General features: G+C 73.4%; 16 protein-coding genes. 6 read left to right on the top strand and 10 right to left on the bottom strand.

Going from position 1 to position 17,041, the window contains the following annotated elements; all coding sequences use genetic code 11:
* Positions 1 to 108 precede the first annotated feature (108 nt).
* A complete protein-coding gene (locus AC07BS_RS28915) occupies positions 109 to 660 on the bottom strand; it encodes a superoxide dismutase family protein (protein WP_478934947.1) in 552 nt (183 codons plus the stop codon).
* A gap of 226 nt (positions 661 to 886) precedes the next feature.
* On the opposite strand from AC07BS_RS28915, the gene AC07BS_RS28910 reads away from it, so the two are divergent.
* The 3 genes from AC07BS_RS28910 to AC07BS_RS28900 all read left to right on the top strand — a co-directional run bounded on the left by AC07BS_RS28910 (position 887) and on the right by AC07BS_RS28900 (position 4,963).
* Positions 887 to 2,368 carry an alkaline phosphatase D family protein gene (locus tag AC07BS_RS28910; protein ID WP_478934946.1) on the top strand — a complete coding sequence of 494 codons (1,482 nt, stop codon included), beginning with the start codon at positions 887 to 889 and terminating at the stop codon, positions 2,366 to 2,368.
* Between the two features lie 188 nt (positions 2,369 to 2,556).
* Complete coding sequence (locus tag AC07BS_RS28905) at positions 2,557 to 3,915, top strand: multidrug effflux MFS transporter (protein WP_478934945.1); 1,359 nt, start codon at positions 2,557 to 2,559, stop codon at positions 3,913 to 3,915.
* Positions 3,916 to 3,925: 10 nt separating this feature from the next.
* Positions 3,926 to 4,963, top strand: coding sequence for a small ribosomal subunit Rsm22 family protein (locus tag AC07BS_RS28900; RefSeq protein ID WP_478934944.1), 1,038 nt, complete (start codon positions 3,926 to 3,928; stop codon positions 4,961 to 4,963).
* Between the two features lie 100 nt (positions 4,964 to 5,063).
* Here the strand turns inward: AC07BS_RS28900 and ddaH are convergent, their stop codons facing one another.
* Together ddaH and AC07BS_RS28890 are read right to left on the bottom strand one after the other, a co-directional pair.
* Positions 5,064 to 5,921 carry a dimethylargininase gene (gene ddaH, locus AC07BS_RS28895; protein WP_478934943.1) on the bottom strand — a complete coding sequence of 286 codons (858 nt, stop codon included), beginning with the start codon at positions 5,919 to 5,921 and terminating at the stop codon, positions 5,064 to 5,066.
* 138 nt (positions 5,922 to 6,059) lie between these two features.
* Positions 6,060 to 6,245 (bottom strand): DUF6243 family protein, encoded by a 186-nt coding sequence (locus tag AC07BS_RS28890; RefSeq protein ID WP_478641241.1) that lies wholly within the window; start codon positions 6,243 to 6,245, stop codon positions 6,060 to 6,062.
* A 144-nt stretch (positions 6,246 to 6,389) separates the two neighbouring features.
* Between AC07BS_RS28890 and AC07BS_RS28885 the strand changes: the two genes are divergently transcribed.
* Both AC07BS_RS28885 and AC07BS_RS28880 read left to right on the top strand, forming a co-directional pair.
* Positions 6,390 to 6,983, top strand: a complete 594-nt coding sequence (locus tag AC07BS_RS28885) for a TetR/AcrR family transcriptional regulator (RefSeq protein WP_478934942.1) — start codon at positions 6,390 to 6,392, stop codon at positions 6,981 to 6,983.
* A 152-nt stretch (positions 6,984 to 7,135) separates the two neighbouring features.
* Positions 7,136 to 7,867 (top strand): bifunctional DNA primase/polymerase, encoded by a 732-nt coding sequence (locus tag AC07BS_RS28880; protein ID WP_478641239.1) that lies wholly within the window; start codon positions 7,136 to 7,138, stop codon positions 7,865 to 7,867.
* A 40-nt stretch (positions 7,868 to 7,907) separates the two neighbouring features.
* Here AC07BS_RS28880 and AC07BS_RS28875 read toward each other — a convergent pair whose 3' ends face one another.
* The 7 genes from AC07BS_RS28875 to AC07BS_RS28845 form a co-directional block, all read right to left on the bottom strand.
* The gene (locus tag AC07BS_RS28875) at positions 7,908 to 8,846 is read right to left on the bottom strand and encodes an SCO2278 family lipoprotein (RefSeq protein WP_478934941.1); all 939 of its coding nucleotides are present in this window, start codon (positions 8,844 to 8,846) and stop codon (positions 7,908 to 7,910) included.
* Positions 8,773 to 9,753 (bottom strand): iron uptake transporter permease EfeU, encoded by a 981-nt coding sequence (gene efeU / locus AC07BS_RS28870; protein WP_478641236.1) that lies wholly within the window; start codon positions 9,751 to 9,753, stop codon positions 8,773 to 8,775. Before efeU ends, AC07BS_RS28875 begins: the two co-directional genes overlap by 74 nt.
* A 49-nt stretch (positions 9,754 to 9,802) precedes the next feature.
* A complete protein-coding gene (efeB, locus tag AC07BS_RS28865) occupies positions 9,803 to 11,110 on the bottom strand; it encodes an iron uptake transporter deferrochelatase/peroxidase subunit (protein WP_478934940.1) in 1,308 nt (435 codons plus the stop codon).
* Between the two features lie 15 nt (positions 11,111 to 11,125).
* Entirely contained in the window at positions 11,126 to 12,259 is a 1,134-nt protein-coding gene (gene efeO, locus AC07BS_RS28860) for an iron uptake system protein EfeO (protein ID WP_478641234.1), read from the bottom strand.
* A gap of 124 nt (positions 12,260 to 12,383) precedes the next feature.
* Entirely contained in the window at positions 12,384 to 13,235 is an 852-nt protein-coding gene (locus AC07BS_RS28855) for a heme ABC transporter ATP-binding protein (RefSeq protein ID WP_478641233.1), read from the bottom strand.
* Positions 13,235 to 14,344, bottom strand: coding sequence for a FecCD family ABC transporter permease (locus AC07BS_RS28850; protein WP_478934939.1), 1,110 nt, complete (start codon positions 14,342 to 14,344; stop codon positions 13,235 to 13,237). Before AC07BS_RS28850 ends, AC07BS_RS28855 begins: the two co-directional genes overlap by 1 nt.
* A gap of 1 nt (position 14,345) precedes the next feature.
* Positions 14,346 to 15,359: a heme/hemin ABC transporter substrate-binding protein gene (locus tag AC07BS_RS28845; protein ID WP_478641231.1), complete on the bottom strand. Its 1,014-nt coding sequence runs from the start codon at positions 15,357 to 15,359 to the stop codon at positions 14,346 to 14,348.
* 114 nt (positions 15,360 to 15,473) lie between these two features.
* On the opposite strand from AC07BS_RS28845, the gene AC07BS_RS28840 reads away from it, so the two are divergent.
* Entirely contained in the window at positions 15,474 to 16,928 is a 1,455-nt protein-coding gene (locus AC07BS_RS28840; protein ID WP_478934938.1) for an HtaA domain-containing protein, read from the top strand.
* The last annotated feature ends 113 nt before the right edge of the window (positions 16,929 to 17,041 follow it).

Raw genomic sequence — 17,041 nt, 5'->3', positions numbered from 1 at the left:
CCCCCTCCCCCCCCCCCCCCCCCCCCCCCCCCCCCCCCCCCCCCCCCCCCCCCCCCCCCCCCCCCCCCCCCCCCCCCCCCCCCCCCCCCCCCCACGCCGTTGCGCCCCCTACGCGAACGGCACGTTCACGCAGGCCAGCCGGCCTCCCGCCGTGCCGGCGTGGCCGGGGTCGGTGGCCGTGGCGTGCTCGTGGATGACCACGGACCGTGCCTCTCCGGCGCGGAAGCGCCATGCGACGGTCGCCGAGGAGTGCGCGTCCCCGCTCGCGTCGGTGGTGAGGTCCAGCCAGACCTCGTTGGCCGGGTTGGCGTACCGGGGGTCGGTCGACGGCTGCACCGGGTCCATCACGTTCTGATAGTGCGAACCGGCGGCCTCGGGCGTGCTGCCGCACGGCTTCATGTGCACGTGCGCGCCGAACGCGTGGTTCGCCTGTACGCCGTCGACGCGGAGCTCGATGCGGGTGCTGTCCTGGTCCGTGTGCTCGACGACCGTCACGCGGCTTCCGGCGGGTATCGCCTTCGTATCGAAGGTCACCGCCTGGTGGGTGCCGTCCCCTGCGGCCTGGAAGCGGTCGTCCACGAAGACGTTGTGGCTGGTCATGCCGCCCAGGGGCGCCGTCACGGCCATCGAGGCGGCCAGCACTGACATGAGAACGGACATACGTGACCCCTCTCGGCGTGTGTCGCTCACCCCACGGTAGCGACGCTCCCGCCCCCTCGCGCGGCGAGCGTCGTGGATGTCATGGATGTCATGGACGCCGTGGACGCCGTGGACGCCATGGAGAGAGAACGCCGCCCGCGCCGGCCCACCCCACCCTCTGACGTGACGTCAAATGTTCAGTACCACGCACCTTCACAGTCACCCCCGTCACGCGCACTCTGTGGGCATGACCCCCCTCACCGAGAATCCGTTCACCCTCGGCGTCGCCTCCGGCGACTGCCTGCCCGACTCCGTCGTGCTGTGGACCCGGCTCGCTCCTCTCCCGTACGAGCCGGGCAATGGCATGCCCGCCGACGGGGCCGTCGACGTGCAGTGGGAGCTCGCCGCCGACGAATCGTTTCGGCGGATCCTGCGGAACGGCACCACCACCGCTCCCGCCGCCGACAACCACACCGTCCACCTCGACTTACGCGGCCTCGACCCCGGCGCCGTCTACTGGTACCGCTTCCGGACCGGCAGATGGATCAGCCCCGTCGGCCGCACCCGGACCGCCCCCGTGCCCCAGGCCGACCCGGACCGGGTCACCTTCGCCGTCCTGTCGTGCCAGCAGTACGACGAGGGCTACTACACCGCCCTCGCCCACCTCGCGCGGGAGGACCTCGACGCCGTCTTCTTCGTCGGGGACTACATCTACGAGAACGCCATCAACGCCCAGGCGGGCGCCCGCGCGTACACCGACACCCCGCTCCCGGAGTTCTTCGACCACTGGACATGGGACCTGACCGACTACCGGCTGCGCTACGCCCTCGGCAAGTCCGACCCCGACCTCCAGGCCGCGCACGCCGCCCACCCGTGGTTCGTCACCTGGGACGACCACGAGGTGGAGAACAACTACGCGGGGCTGGTCTCCCAGAACGACGACCCCGTCGACGTCTTCCGCGCCCGCCGCGCCGCCGCGTACCGGGCGTACTGGGAGAACATGCCGCTCCGCGAGGCGCACCGGCCGACCGGGCCGGACATGCCGCTCCACCGCCGGTTCGCGTACGGGCGGCTGGCGCAGTTCGACATCCTCGACACCCGGCAGTACCGCGACGACCAGGCGTACGGCGACGGCTGGAAGTACCCGGGGCCCGAGTCCGAGGACCCCGCCCGCAGCATCACCGGGGAGGCGCAGGAGCGCTGGCTGCTCGACGGGCTGAGGGCCTCGGCCGCCCGCTGGAACGTCGTGGTGCAGCAGGTGGCGTTCAGTCGGCGCAAGAACACCACCGCCGCCCGGTCCCGGCTCTCCATGGACGCCTGGGACGGCTACCCGGCGTCCCGGGAGCGCGTGCTGGCCGGCGTCGAGCGGGCGGGCGTCGCGAACCTCGTCGTCCTCTCCGGGGACGTCCATGTGCACTACGCGATGGACATCAAGCGGGACTTCGACGACCCGGCGTCCCCCACCGTGGGCGTCGAGGTGGTGGGCACCTCGGTGTCCAGCGGGTTCGACGGCGAGGAGCGCCCGGACGACTGGACGCTGATGCTGGCGGCCAATCCGCACATGAAGTACTACGACGCCCGGCGCGGCTACGCGGTCGTCACCCTCGACCACGCCAGGCTGCAGGCCGACTTCCGGGTGCTCGGCGGGGTCGTCAGCCCCGGCGGCGACATCACCACCGCCGCCCGCTTCGTCTCCGAGGCGGGGGCGCCGGGCTTCAGCCGGGCCTGAGCGCCCGGCCTGAGCGCCCGGCCTGAGCGCCCGGCCTGAGCGCGTCACCCACCCGACCGGCCCATGGGCCCGGGCCCGCGTAGCGCAGATCACCACATGTAAGGGCCACATATCTGCTGCGGTCATGACACCATGGAAGGAGCTTGAAACTTACACGAATCGCCCCGGAAGCACAGGAGAGCAGACACATGACCGACCCCGGCCGCACCCGCACGGCACGCGGCCGGAGGTCCGGCGGAACCGCCGCCGCGCGCCGTACCGGCCTGCTCGTGACCTTCGTCCTCGGTGGGCTCACGGCCGTCCCGCCGCTGTCGATGGACATGTACCTGCCCGCCCTGCCGCAGGTCACCGACTCCCTCCACAGCCCCGCGGCCACCGTCCAGCTCACCCTGACCGCCTGCCTCCTGGGCATGGCGCTCGGCCAGCTCGTCGTCGGCCCCATGAGCGACATGTGGGGGCGCCGCCGGCCGCTGCTGGCCGGCATGGCCGTCTATGTGCTGGCCACCGCCGCCTGCGCCCTCGCCCCCACCGCCGGACTGCTGATCACCTTCCGGCTGGTGCAGGGGCTCGCGGGGGCGGCGGGCGTCGTCATCGCCCGCGCGGTGGTGCGCGACCTCTACGACGGCGTGGCCATGGCACGCTTCTTCTCCACCCTCATGCTCATATCCGGCGTCGCCCCCGTCGCCGCGCCCCTCATCGGCGGCCAGATCATGCGGGTCACCGACTGGCGGGGGGTCTTCGTCGTCCTGACCGTCATCGGGCTCGGCCTCACGCTGCTGGTCTGGCGCCGGCTTGAGGAGACCCTGCCGGCGGACCGGCGGCAGCCGGGCGGCCTCGGCACCGCGCTGAACGCCATGCGCGGCCTGGTCGCCGACCGGGTCTTCACCGGCTACATGCTGGCGGGCGGCTTCGCCTTCGCCGCGCTCTTCGCCTACATCTCGGCCTCCCCCTTCGTCATCCAGGACATCTACGGGGCATCGCCGCAGACGTTCAGCCTGCTCTTCGGCCTCAACTCCGTAGGGCTCGTCGCGGTCGGCCAGATCAACGGCAAGCTGCTGGTCGGCCGGGTCGGCCTGGACAAGGTGCTGATCGTGGGCCTGGTGGCGATCGCCCTCGCCGCGACGGCCCTGCTCGTCATGACGTCCGGCGTCCTCGGCAGGCAGGGGCTGGCGCCCGTGGCGGCCGGTCTCTTCGTGCTGATGTCCGCCATGGGGCTGGCGATGCCCAACACCAACGCCCAGGCCCTGATGCGCTCCGGCAACGCCGCCGGCTCCGCGTCCGCCCTGCTCGGCACCTCCACCTTCCTGCTGGGCGCCGTCGCGTCGCCGCTGGTCGGCATCGCGGGCGAGCACACGGCGGTGCCGATGGCCGCCGTCCAGCTCGGCTGCGCGCTGGCGGCCCTCGCCTGCTTCGCCGGGCTGTGCCGCCCCTGGCGGAGCCGGGCGGACTCCCCGACGGAGGCGACGGGCCCGGCGGGGACCCCGTCCGGCGTCGCCACCACCGCCTCGCCCGCCTCAGGAGAAACAGCAGACACGGCAGCCCCCTAAACTTGCAGGAATGCACGCCCCCGCACCGTCGCCCGCCGGAGAGACCCGGCTCACCGGCGAGACCCTGCGCTCCGCGCTCGCCGGCCTCCTCGACGGGCTGCCGCCCAAGCAGGCCGCCCAGGCCGTCGAGCGGCTGATCGCCAACTACCGGGGGCACACCCCGACCGACGCGCCCTTGCTGCGCGACCGTTCCGACGTCGCCGCGTACGCCGCGTACCGGATGCCGGCGACGTTCGAGGCGGTGCGCTCCGCGCTGGAGGCGTTCCGCGACCGGATGCCGGAGTGGACGCCCGCCACCCATGTGGACGTGGGCGGCGGCACCGGCGCCGCCACCTGGGCGGTGGCCGCCGCCTGGCCGGAGGGCGCGCACCGGACCACGGTCCTGGACTGGGCGGAGCCCGCCCTGTCGCTGGGCGCCGAGCTCGCGCGCACCGCGCCCTCGACGGCGCTGCGCACGGCCGAGTGGCGGCGGCAGGCCATCGGGGACCGGCTCACGCTCCCCGGCACCGACCTGGTGACCGTCTCCTATGTACTGAAGGAGCTCACCGAGGCGGACCGGCACGCGCTGACCGACGAGGCGGCCCGTGCCGCCCGGGCCGTGGTCATGATCGAGCCGGGGACGCCCGACGGCTATCTGCGGATCATCGAGGCGCGGGACCGGCTCGTGGGCGCCGGATTCCGGGTCGTCGCGCCCTGTCCGCACAGCGCCGCGTGCCCGATAGCGCCGGGCACCGACTGGTGCCACTTCTCGGCCCGGGTGAGCCGGTCCTCGCTGCACCGGCAGGTCAAGGGCGGCTCACTGGCGTACGAGGACGAGAAGTTCGCGTACGTGGCGGCGGTGCGGGACACCGAGATGCCCGAGGTGCCCGACGCGCCCGCCCGGATCGTGCGCAAGCCGCAGATCCGCAAGGGTCAGGTGCTGCTGGAGCTGTGCACCCCGGAGGAGGGGCTGGCGCGGGAGACCGTGACCAAGCGGCACGGCGCCCTCTACAGGGAGGCGCGCGATGCGGACTGGGGCGACGAGTGGCCGCCGCCCCCGGCCGCCTGAAGCCGTAAGCCGCCTGAAGCCGTATGCCGCCTGAGGCCGTACGCCGCCTCAGGCCGTACGTCGCCTGAGGCCTCCCGTCCCCCGGGGCCCGCTCCGGGGCTCAGCTCCTGAGCTCCTGTGTGCAGCACTTGACGCTGCCGCCGCCCTTGAGCAGCTCGCCGAGGTCCATCCCGATCGGCTCGAAGCCCCGTTCGCGCAGCGGGCCGAAGAGTCCCACGGCGGCCTGCGGCAGCAGGACGTGGCGGCCGTCGGAGACCGCGTTGAGGCCGAGCGCTGCCGCGTCCTCCTCGCTCGCGATCAGCGCGCCGGGGAAGAGCCGTTCGAGCACGGCCCGGCTGCCGGGCGAGAACGCGCCCGGGTAGTACATGATCTCGTCGGCGGCGTCGTCGAGGACGCACAGCGCCGTGTCCAGGTGGTAGTAGCGCGGGTCGACCAGGTCGAGCCCGATGACCGGGCGGCCGAAGAACTCCTGCGCCTCGGGGTGGGAGAGCGGACTGCTGCGGAAGCCCCGGCCGGCCAGCAGCCAGGTGGCCGTGACGGCGAAGTCGCCCTCGCCCTCGTTGATGTGGCCGGGCTCGCGCACCTCCGCCCAGCCGTGCGACCGGAACCACTCCAGGTGCACCCCCGCCTCGGCCCAGCGCTCGGGGTGGGCGAAGCGCGCGCCCAGCACCCGGCCGTCGACGACGGTGGCGCCGTTGGCGGCGAAGACCATGTCGGGCAGGTCGGGGCGCGGGGTCAGCTCCTCGACGGTGTGGCCGAGGGAGCGGTAGCGGTCGCGGAGGTCCTCCCACTGGGCGAGGGCGAGGGGGAGGTCGACCGGCTTGCCCGGGTCCATCCAGGGGTTGATCGAGTATGTGACCCGGTAGTACGCGGGCGGGCACATCAGGTAGCGGCGAGGGGTGGATGCACGCGGGGTCGTACGCAAGTCGCGCTCCTCACGGTGGTGTTGGGCACGCACGAGGCTGTCGTGCGTGCCCAAATCGTCCACGCTGCGCGAGGTTCGCGCATGAACCGTACGGGTGGTTTATCGGCGGGTCCTGTGCCGCGGGGCGTGTCCGCTGGCGCGGCCCCCGCCCGGGCACCCGCCGGGCAGGTCCTACGCGCCACCGCGGCCGGCCCGGCCCTCCCGCAGCGAGCGCAGCAGCTCGCGCTTCCGGGCGTTCACATCGCCGCCTCCGCCGGTTCCCCGGCCGCCGCGTCCGCCGCCGCGCAGCGCGCCGCGGGAGAGCTTGGTGCGGGTGCCGCCGACGCCGAGCATTCCGCCCGCGTTACCTCGGGTCATGGTGGTCTCCGTTCATCGTTCCGATGCGTTGCTTCAGCGAGACGCTCCGTCTCGTTGTGCGTCCACTATGGACGAGACGGTTCGTCTCGTCAAGGGGTTCTGAGACGATACGGTTCGCCTCAATCCCTCGCTACACTGCGCGCCATGGCCACTTCCAAGACCCCCGACGCCACCCGCCGTAGCGAGCGCTCCCGGCGCGCGATCTTCGACGCCGCCCTGGAGCTGGTCGGCGAGGTGGGCTACGACAAGCTCACCATCGAGGGCATCGCCGCCCGCGCGGGCGTCGGCAAGCAGACCATCTACCGCTGGTGGCCCTCCAAGGCCGCCGTCCTGCTCGACGCCTTCACCGCGGACGCGGGCGAGGGGCCGATCGAGCTGCCCGACACCGGCGACATCGCCGCCGACCTCAAGTTCGTGCTGCGCGCGACCGTCGACGAGTTCAACGACCCCGCGTTCGAGGCCCCCTACCGGGCGCTCGCGGTCGCCGGGGCCCACGACCCCGAGCTCTCCGCGCAGTTCGTGAACCGGCTCCAGGACACCGGCGTCCAGGCGTACGTCAACCGGCTGCGCGGCGCGCGGGAGGCCGGCCAGATCGCCGAGGAGGCCGATCTGCGCATCGTCGCCGAGATGCTCCTGAGCCCCTTCTCCCAGCGCTGGCTCATGCGTACGGCCCCGCTCACCTACGACTTCGTCGACACCCTCGTCGACCTCGTGCTGAGCGGCGCCGGCCGGCGCTGAAACCCCCGCGAGCTCCGCGGACGCCCGCACCGGGCCCCCGCGGGGGCCGCCGGCGCGGCGGGTCTCACACCCCCCGGATGCGTTCGGCGGTCACACCAGGAGCAGGATGGTGGCAGCATTGACCGGAGACCGCGGTCGAAGTGAGGGGATAGATGGAACGCAAGGGCAGGTTCTCCCAGTGGCTGCGCCGCCCCAGGAGCGGAGCGGGTGGTGCTACGGGCACGGGGGCGGCCACCGGAGCCGCCCGCGAGGAGCTGCTCCTGGCCGCCGCCGCCGCGGGCTTCCCCCTCGCCCCGGCCGCCCACCCGTCCGGCTACGGCTGTTCCTGTGAGCGCATCGGCTGTCCCACTCCCGGCCGTCACCCCGTCTCGTTCGCCTGGCAGACCCTCGCCACCACCGACGCGGACAAGGTCACCACATGGCTGCGCGGCCAGCCGGAGGCCAATTTCGTCACCGCCACCGGCATCGCGCACGACGTCCTCGACGTCCCCGCCGAGGCCGGCCGGCAGGCCCTGGACCGGCTCACGGCGGCCGGGATCGAGACCGGCCCGGTCGCCCTGATCGCCCAGGACGACCGGATGCTGTTCTTCACCGCCACCCGCGGCACCCCGGACGACGAGGACGAGTGGTGGCCCTGCGAGCTGGACTGCCATCCCGAGACCATGGACGAGCACCCGGGCCTGCGCTGGCACTGCCGCGGCAGCTACGTCCTGCTGCCGCCCTCCCTGCTGCCCGGCGACGAGCCGGTCGTCTGGCTCCGCGGCGCCGAGCACCCGCTGCCCGATCCGCTGACCCTGCTGGAGACCCTCACCGACGCCTGCGCCCAGTACGCGGGCGAGCGCCAGGACCACGAGCCGGCGCACCCCTGGCCCATCGGCCGCTGACGCGCGGGGGGGCTGTCCCGGTCCCGCACGGGGCCGTCGGCTATTCGCCCTTGGCGGCGATCAGGGACTCGATCCGGTTGACGACGACGACCCGGCCGCCGCCGGCCGCGCCGGGGGCGGACTTCGCCGGGACGAGCGCCGCCGACTCCGAGACGCGGGTGTACGTCACCGCCGTCTTCAGGTCGCCCTTGAGCAGCGCCTTCGTACGCGGGTCCGAGACGGACGGGCGCACGCCCTTGACCATGGTGCGCTTCTCCCGGTGATGCGCCGTGAAGAAGGCCAGCGCGCCGCCGCCGCGGATGCGCAGCGCGGGCGCGGGAAAGCCCGGGGCCTTGTCGGGCGTGTCGATGTACTCGGTCCAGAACGTGGAGGTCCGGGCGAGCCCCTCGCGTTCCGCGCGCAGCTGCGCGGGCGGGCCCCCGGGGGCGAACGGGCCGTTGTTCCCGGTACGCAGATACTCCGTGTACGCGCGGCTCAGCTTCTCCGGCGCCGCCGGGAGGCCCGCGCCGTCGGCGGGCACGGCCTCGGCGTACCCGTCCTCGTCGAGGGCGAACTCCGGCACCTTCCCGTCGGCCAGCAGCGTCAGGTACGAGGCCTTCCAGGGCTCCCGGGCGCCGTCGCGCGAGAAGACCACCAGCCACCGGTTGCGGTCGCGGTTGCTGGCGGTGTCGGCCACGAAGAACTTCGGCCAGCCGGCCATCTTCGGAATCGTGAAACGGGCGTCCCGCAGCCTGAGGGCGGGGTAGCCCGGGTTGCCGCCCGGAGTGGCGGCACGCTGGACGGCCAGATCGGCCTTGGCTATCTCGGCGAGCGCACCGCTCTCGACCCGGTCCACCAGGGCCGGGTCGAGCTTGCGGTACGCCTCGTTGTAGCCGTCGGTGAAGCGCTCGAGGACCTTCGTGGCCTCAGCCCTGTCCTTCACCGCCGGAAGGACCGCCCGTTCGCCGTGCACCGTCACGCAGCCCGTCGCCGTCAGCACCAGGGGCAGCGTCAGAGCCGCCGCCGGCAACACTCGGCGTGGCCGTGGCGACCGGCGTCTCATCGCGCTTCGACTCCTCGGTGGCTGCTCGGGACGGCGCCACCCTACCCGGCCGCCCCGGAGCGAAGAACACCAGCAGGGTCGGCACCAGGTACAGCGTCCAGGCCGCGACCTGGAGCCAGGTCGGGTCCGGCTGGAAGTTGAAGACGCCCTTCAGCAGGGTGCCGTACCAGCTGTCGGCCGGGATCTGCTCGCTGATGTCGAACGCCCTGTCGGCCAGGCCGGGCAGGACGCGGGCCTCCTGGAGGTCGTGGAAGCCGTAGGCGAGCACGCCCGCCGCGACCACGATCAGCATGCCGCCGGTCCAGGTGAAGAACCGCGCCAGGTTGATCCGCAGCGCGCCGCGGTAGAAGAGCCAGCCCAGTACCACGGCCGTCAGCAGGCCCAGCATCGCGCCGACCAGCGGCCGGACGCCGTCGTCGGTGGCGTCGGCTGCGGCCCAGATGAACAGCGCGGTCTCCAGGCCCTCCCGGCCGACGGCCAGGAAGGCCGTGACGACCAGCGCGCCCGTGCCCATCGCCAGCGCGGCGTCGAGCTTGCCGTGCAGCTCCTTCTTCAGATGCCGCGCGGTGCGCCGCATCCAGAAGACCATCCACGTCACCAGACCGACCGCGATGATCGACAGGGAGCCGCCGAGCATCTCCTGGGCCTCGAACGTCAGGGTCTGCGAGCCGTAGGTCAGCAGCGCGCCGAAGCCCATGCTGATGAGCACCGCCACGGCGACGCCCGTCCACACCGGCGGCAGCGCGTCCCTGCGCCCGGTCTTGACCAGGTAGGCGACGAGGATGCAGACGACCAGACTGGCCTCGAGACCCTCGCGCAGGCCGATCAGGTAGTTGCCGAACATCCGGCATCTCCTTCCATAACAGGACCATCAGGGCGGTCGTTCACGTTGTTCACGCGAACAGGCCCTTGCCCCACCAGTCGCCGTCGCCCTTGACACCGGGCGGCACGGCGAAGATCGCCGAACCGACGTGCTGGATGTACTCGTTCAGCGCGTCGTTGCGGGCCAGGTTCGTCTGCAGCGGCACGAAGGCGTCCCGGACGTCGCGCTGGTACGCGATGAAGAACAGCCCCGCGTCCAGCCGGCCCAGCCCGTCCGTGCCGTCCGTGAAGGAGTAGCCGCGGCGCAGGATGGTGGCCCCGTTGTTGCTGTCCGGGTGCGCCAGCCGCACATGCGCGTCCGGCTTCATCAGCTTGAGCTTGGGCTCGTCGCGCTCGCGCTGCCGGCCCACCGGCGCGCCCTGGGCCTTGTCGCGGCCGAAGACGTCCTCCTGCTCCCGCAGCGAGGTGCGGTCCCAGGTCTCGATGTGCATCCGGATGCGCCGGGCGACGAGGTAGGAGCCGTCCACCATCCAGTCCGGGCCGTCCTTCGCGCCCACCCACACATGCTTGGCGAGGGCGGCCTCGTCGGTGCCCGAGACGTTCCGGGTGCCGTCCTTGAAGCCCATCATGTTGCGCGGCGTCTGCGCGTCGGGCGTCGTCGAGGAGGTCTTGCCGAAGCCGAGCTGCGACCACCGGATGGCGACCTTGCCCATGCCGATGCGGGCCAGGTTGCGGATGGCGTGCACCGCGACCTGGGGGTCGTCGGCGCAGGCCTGCACGCACAGGTCGCCGCCGCTGCGGGCCGCGTCGAGGTTGTCGCCGGGGAACGCGGGCAGGTCGATCAGGGCCTGCGGGCGCCGGGCCTTGAGCCCGAAGCGGTCCTTGCCGTCCTTCTCGAACAGGCCGGGGCCGACGCCGAAGGTCAGGGTCAGCCGGGACGGCTTGAGGCCCAGGGCCTCGCCGGTGTCGTCCGGCGGCAGCTCCTCCTGCCCGCCGAAGGCGCCGTCGCCGACCTCGTGACCGGACGTCATCCGCTCGGCGGCCGCCGTCCACTCCTTCAGCACCTTGATCAGTGCGTCCCGGTCGGACGTGGTGACGTCGAAGGACGCGAAGTGCAGCCGGTCCTGGACGGGGGTGGCGATACCGGCCTGGTGGGCGCCGCGGAAGGGCACCGCGTCGCCGGCCGAGGCGGCCGGGTGGGTGTCGGCGCCGGTGCGCAGCGCGGCGGCGGTGCCGCCGGCCGCGGCGGCGCCGAGCGCGAGGCCGGCACCGCCCCAGCCGAGCAGGGCACGGCGGGACGGGGCGGCCTTGGCGGCCGGCACGGCCCGCTCCTCGGCGCCGGTGGTGGTGGTCGCGTTCTCGCGCGTCTCGTCGGTCATGGGAGGCCCTCCCCGTTACTTCGCGACCGCGCCGGCGAGCTTGGACAGCGGCTCACCCAGGGCGTTGACGGCGTCGGACAGCTTCTTGCGGTCGTCCTTGCCGACCGAGTCGTACGCCTTGAAGGAGTCGCCGTCGCGGTAGTCGTCCAGCAGCTTCTTCAGCGCGCCGAACTGCTCGTCCAGCTCCTTGGCCAGGGCGGAGTCGTTCTTGGAGGCGACCGGCTTCAGCAGCGTGTAGGCCTTCTCGGCGCCCTCGACGTTGGCCTGGAAGTCCACGAGGTCGGTGTGGCTGTACCGCTCCTCCTCACCGGTCACCTTGCCGGTGGCCACCTCGTCGAGCAGCTCCTTGGCGCCGTTGGCCATGCTCGTCGGGGTGATCTCGGCGGTGCCGACGACCTTCTGCCAGCCCTTGAGGTCGTCCATGAGCTGGTCGGCGAGCTTCTTGTCGTCGTCGGTGATCTTCCCGTCCGCCCAGAGGGACTTCTCCAGCCTGTGCCAGCCGGTCCACTTCTGGTCCTTCTCCAGGCCGTCCTCGCGGACGTCGACCTTCGGGTCGATGTCGCCGAACGACTCGGCCACGGGCTCGGTGCGCTCCCAGCCGATGCGGGAGACGGCGTACTGCTTCTTGGCCTCGTCCACGTCGCCGGCCTTGACGGCGTCGGCGAACTTCTGCGCCGCCGGGATCGTCTCGTCGGCCTGCTGCTGGACGTACTTGCGGTACTCGGCGACCGCCTTGTCCAGCTCGGGGTTGGCCTTCTCCTGCTTGCCGTCACCGGTGACGGTGATCTTCTGGCGGATGCCGTCGCCCTTCATTCCGGGCTTGCAGGCGATTTCGTAGCCGCCGGGCTTCTTGATCGTCGCGACGATCTCGGCCTTGGTGCCGGGGCCTATGTTCTCCCGCTCGGCGACAATGCGGTCGCCCGCGGCGTAGACATACACCTCGGTGATCTTGGAGCCCTTGTTCTCGACGGCGAGCTTGACGTGGCCGGCCGGGAACGAGGTGGCGGAGACCTCGCACTTGTCGTCCGTGGCCTTGACCGTGATGGCGTCTGAGTCCTTCTTGTCCGACTTCTCGGCACAACCGGACACGGCGGTCAGCGCCGCGACGGCCGCGATGGCGGCGACGGCGGAGGAGCGAAGGGCGCGCATGGGGGCTCCAGGCTTGCTCGGAGAGCGGACGAGGGCATGGCCTAAATCGATTGGCCGAATTAGGCCGCCCTAACTTATCTGAGCCTTGCCTACCCTGTTCCCCGTTCGGTGAGTGATTCTGCTCTCACGAGGCAAAATCTCTTCCCACCCGTCGCGGGATCACCAGAGGTTCTCCGGTGTGCGGATGATCAATTACGTCGACGGGCTGGGAATAGACACGACTTAGCAATTCGGGCAGATAGACCTGTTCGGGCGGACCGTCCGCCGCGACGCGCCCCTCGTGGAGGACGGCCACCCGGTCCGCGTACGCGCCGGCGAGGCCGAGGTCGTGGAGGACGACCACCACGGCGGCCCCGGCGGCGGCGCGTTCACGGCAGACGCGCAGCACGAGTTCCTGGTGGCGCAGGTCCAGCGCGGCCGTCGGCTCGTCGAGCAGCAGCAGCGGGGTGCGCTGCGCGAGGACGCGGGCCAGCGCGACCCGGGCCCGCTCGCCGCCGGACAGCGCGGAGAACGGCCGGGAGACGAATCCGGCCACCTCGGTGGCGGCGAGCGCGGCGGCGACGGCCGCGTCGTCCTCGTCCTCGGCGGCCGTGCCCGCCCAGGGGGCGCGGCCCATCCGTACGACCTCCCCGACCGTGAACGGGAACGACAGCTCGGCCGACTGCGGCAGCACCGCGCGGCGCAGGGCCAGTTCGCCGGGGCTCCAGTCGCCTGCCGGCAGCCCGTCGATCCGCACCTCGCCGGACCCGGCGGGCAGGTCGCCCGCCAGCGCGGCCAGGAGCGTGGACTTCCCGGCGCCGTTCGGCCCGACGAGCGCCACGACCTCACCGGCGGCGACGGAGAGGCCGGCCCCGTCCAGCACCACCCGCCCGCCGAGCCGCACCTCCAGCGCCCGGGCCTCGGCCAGGACGGCGCCGGGGGAGGAGGGGGAGGGGAGTCGCCGCACCCGGGAGAAGGGGAAGAAGCGGGAGCGCATCAGGCCCACCCGCCCTGCCGGCGGCGCGTCCTGCGCAGCAGGACGAAGAAGAACGGGCTGCCGAAGAGGGCCGTCAGGACGCCCAGCGGCAGTTCCGCCGGCTGGGCCGCCGTACGGGCCGCGAGGTCGGCGGCGACCAGGACGAGGCCGCCGCCCAGGGCGCTGCCCGGGAGCAGGAAGCGGTGCCCCGGCCCGGCCGCCATGCGCAGCAGGTGCGGCACCAGCAGCCCCACGAACGTGATGACGCCGGCCACGGCCACCGCCGCCGCCGTCAGCAGCGCCACCACCGCGACCAGCACCAGCCGCAGCCGCTCCACGTCCACGCCCAGGTGGCGCGCGGGGCGTTCGCCGAGCGCCAGCAGGTCCAGGCGGCGCGCGTACAGCGGCGCGACCGCCAGGCCGGCGAGCGCGCACGGCAGGACGGCGATCACCTTCGGCCAGGTCGCCTGGGCGAGCGAGCCGAGCTGCCAGAAGGCGATCTGGGAGACCTGCGCGTTGTCGGCGAGGAAGATGCCCAGGCCGACGAGGGCGCCGCCGAAGGCGTTCACCGCGATGCCGGTGAGGATGAGCGTGACCACCTCCGTACGGCCGCCCGAGCGCGACAGCGTGTACACCAGCAGCACCGTGGCCAGCCCCGCCACGAACGCGCACGCGGTGACCGTCCAGGTGCCGAGGAAGCTCAGCCCGAGCGAGATCGCGGCGACCGCGCCCACGGCCGCGCCGACGGAGATGCCGATGACGCCCGGCTCGGCGAGCGGGTTGCCGAACACCCCCTGCATCAGCGCCCCCGCGCACCCCAGTGACGCGCCGACGAGCAGGGCGAGGACCACGCGCGGCAGCCGGACGTTCCACAGCACGCTCTCGCCGACCCGGTCGAGCGCGGCGCCGCCGAGCCCGGCGCGGTGGAGGACCGAGCCGACCACGTCCCCGAGGGGGATGTCGTAGGCGCCGGTGCCGGCGGACAGGAGACAGAGGAGGACCAGGGCGGCGCCCATGCCGCAGGTGAGGAGGGCGGGCGTACGGCCGCGCCGGCGCGCGGCGGCGGCCCGGTCGGCGGACGGGGCTTCCGCCGGGGCGCCCGGTGACGGGGTGTCGGCCACGGCGGCCATGTCACCGCCCGCCCTGGTGGATCTGCTCGACGAGGGACGCGAGGACGGTGTCCGTGCGCGGCCCGAAGTTGAGCAGTACGCCGTCGTCGACGGAGGCGACGCGGCGGTCGAGGCCGGCCGGGGTCTGGCCGACGCCCGGGATCTTCAGCAGGCCGTCCGTGCCGCCGACCGACGCGAGGCCCTTGGTCATCACGAGGATGACGTCGGGGGCCGCCTTGGCCAGCGCCTCGCTGGTGATGGGCGTGAAGTCCTTGCGCAGGCCGGCCTCCGTGCCCGCGTCCACGCCGCCCGCGGCCTCGATGAGCGAGTCGGCCCCCGAACCGGCGCCGCCCAGGAGGTAGACGGACGCCGAGCCGCGCAGGTAGAGGAAGGCCACCCGGGGCTTCCGGCCGGAGCCGGCGGGGATGTCCTTCCGCGCGGCGTCCAGGCGCTGTTCGGTGCGTCGGCGCAGCCGGTCGCCGGCGTCGCGGACGCCGAGCGCCTCGGCCACCCCGCCGATCCGGGTGCCGACGTCGGCGAGCTTCTTGGCGGGGTCGAGGACGACGAGCGGGACGCCGGCCGCGCGGATCTGCTCGACGGCCTCGGCCGGGCCCGTGGTGGTCTCGGCCAGGACGAGCGTGGGCCTCAGCGACAGCACGCTCTCGGCCGAGACGTCGTGCGCGCGGGTGACGACGGGGAGTTCGCGTGCCTGCTCGAACGTGGTGGTGATGTCCCGGGCCACGACCCTGCCGCCCAGACCGAGGCTGAAAACCACCTCGGACAGCGAGCCCGTGAGTGGGACGATGCGATCCGTGGCGGTGACGGTGACGTCACGGCCGTCGGCGGACCGCACGGTGACGGGAAGCGTGGCCTTCGGCGTCCCGGAGAGCGGCTCGACGCGGTCGGGTGCCGCCTTCCGCCCGCCCGTGCCGTCGCCCGGCGTGCCGGACGGGGCCCCGGACGTGCCGCAGCCGGTGAGCGCGGCCGCCAGGGCCAGGAGAGCCACGAGGGCGCCGAGGAGGCGTGGGAGGCGCATCGCCCCGCTCCCGGGCCGGTGTTGGGACACGATCCCGCCTTTCACTGGCAAATGATTCCGGATGTAGCTTAGGTTAGCCTTACCTAAATTGCCATGGTGCGAGAGGGGTTCCCCATGCCGCCGTTCAGACCTGCCCGCGCGCCCGCCGCCGCGCTGCTCGGGGCGCTGCTGGCGGTCTCGGTCCCGGCGCCCGCCGCACACGCGGAACCGGCGGCGGACCAGGCGCGCGAGGTGTCCGGCGGGCGGCTGGACTGGGGCATCAAGTCCTCGTTCCAGAGCTATGTCACCGGGCCGGTCGCGCACGGGTCGTGGGAACTGAGGGGCGGCGCGGCCACGGTGGGCGGCAGCGCCTTCCGCTTCCACTCCGCCAAGGGGACGTACACGCCCGGCAGCGGCGCCTTCGAGGCGGGCTTCTCGGGGTCCGTGCGCTTCACCGGCCACCGGAAGCCCGACGGCTCCCACGAGCTCGACCTCACCGTGGGCAGCCCCGCCGTCCGCCTCTCCGGGGGCCGCGGCACGCTCTACGCCGACGTGCGCAGCCGGGCCAAGGGCTCCGGTGAGGTCACCGAGGCCTCCCGGGTGCCCTTCGCCTCGCTCGACCTCTCGGGCATCGACCTGCGGGGCGCCGGGAAGGCCGTCACCCTCGCGAACATCCCCGCCACGCTGACCGCCGAGGGCGCCAAGGCCTTCGCCGGCTACTACACCGAGGGCACCGCGCTGGACCGGGTCGGCCTCTCCGCCGACGTCGTGGCGGGCGCCTCCGCCGCTCCTTCCGCCACCGGCTCGCCGGAGCGGAAGGACCGGCCCAGGGGCCGGTTCACCGGCGCGGCCGTCGACTGGGGCGTGCGCCGGACCTTCCGGGAGTACGTGACGGGGTCGATCGCCCACGGCGCCTGGAAGCTGGGCGACGGCGCCCAGGACGGCGGCGCCCTCTTCCGGTTCACCGCCGGCAAGGGCTCGTACGACGCGGGGTCCGGCGCCGGGTCCGCGACGCTCGACGCGTCCTTCGCCGGCACCCTGCGCTTCACCGGCAAGGACCTCGACCTCGCCCTGAGCGGGGTCCGGGTGACGGCGAAGGACGGCAGGGGAACGCTGGCGGCGGATGTGACCAGAGGCGGCGGCAGCGCGGAGAAGGGCGTTCCCCTCGTCACCTTCGACACCTCCGGCCTCAAGGAGAAGGACGGCCTCGCCGCCGTCTCCGAGGCCCCGGCCAGGCTCACGGCCGAGGGCGCCAAGGCCTTCGGCGGCATGTACCAGGAGGGCACGGAGATGGACCCCGTCTCCCTCGCCGTCCCGCTCGACGACACGGCGCGGCCGCCGGCGCTGCCCGATCTGGGTGCGGCGGGTGCGGCGGGTGCGGCGGGTGCGGCGGGTGCGGCGGGCGCCGCGGAGCCGAAGGCGGTGGCGTCCCCGTCGCCGTCGCCGTCGGCGGCGGGCCGTGCCGGACCGGCCGCGCACGGGTCCTCCCCGTTCCCGGTGCTTCCGGCCGCCGTCGGCGGCGGGGTGCTGGTGGCGGCGGGTGCGGTGTACCTCGCGGTACGCAAGCGGAAGGCAGCGAACGGAAGCTGACCCTCCGTCGGCTGGGAGCACCCCGGACCTTCCCCGCCCCTTGCCTCCCTGATGTCATGGGAGGCCGCACGCCCTGATGTACGTATCTCATGTCCAACGACTTGCTTCAGGAG

This window comes from Streptomyces sp. NPDC044063, assembly GCF_056434285.1.
The sequence above is the reverse complement of the archived record's forward strand: the minus strand, read 5'-3'. Positions and strand labels throughout refer to the sequence as shown.